Below are 498 nucleotides of genomic sequence, written 5' to 3'. Positions count from 1 at the left end.
CGGAGGCGCTCCGATCGACATCGGTGAAGGAGAGGTTCTCATTGCGGCCATCGGCGGCGCTGACCCGGGCGAACAGGCCGATCTCCGGCGTGAGCGCCTGTTCGAGATTGATGTAGGCGCCCCGTTTGTTGCGGGTTCTCCGGCTGAGGTTCACGGCCGTGTTGACGTCGGGGATGTCGATCGAGTCCGCGAACGCGACCACCTGCCGGTAGTTGGCGGTACGTCCCTCGTGCGAGAACGCGCCGATCCTCAGCCTTCCCGGCTGGTCGAGGATCGGGAGCACGTGGCGTTCCTCGAACTCGACCACGGCCCCGCCCCGGCGCGGGAAGCGCGGATCGAGCGGATCCGTACTCGGGAGCTTGGGGACCTGGGTATAGGCTGCGCGCAGCGCGAACTCGCGACGGTTGTACTCGACCACGATGCCCTGGGTGTAGCCGGGCAGGTTGGCCGGGAAATCGTAGGCCGCCGACTCCCAGAGCGACCAGTTCATGAAGTCGA

Annotated in this window: 1 protein-coding gene; it reads right to left on the bottom strand. The window is 66.7% G+C overall.

The features are described 5' to 3' along the window. On the bottom strand, positions 1-498 hold a 498-nt coding region (locus O7A05_RS34100), incomplete at both ends, for a carbohydrate porin (protein ID WP_337097799.1).

Origin of the sequence: Mesorhizobium argentiipisi (SeqCode) (assembly GCF_037179585.1) — a bacterium.
In the GTDB taxonomy this organism is placed as follows: Bacteria; Pseudomonadota; Alphaproteobacteria; order Rhizobiales; family Rhizobiaceae; genus Mesorhizobium; species Mesorhizobium argentiipisi.
This window is presented reverse-complemented; position numbering and strand designations above follow the sequence as displayed.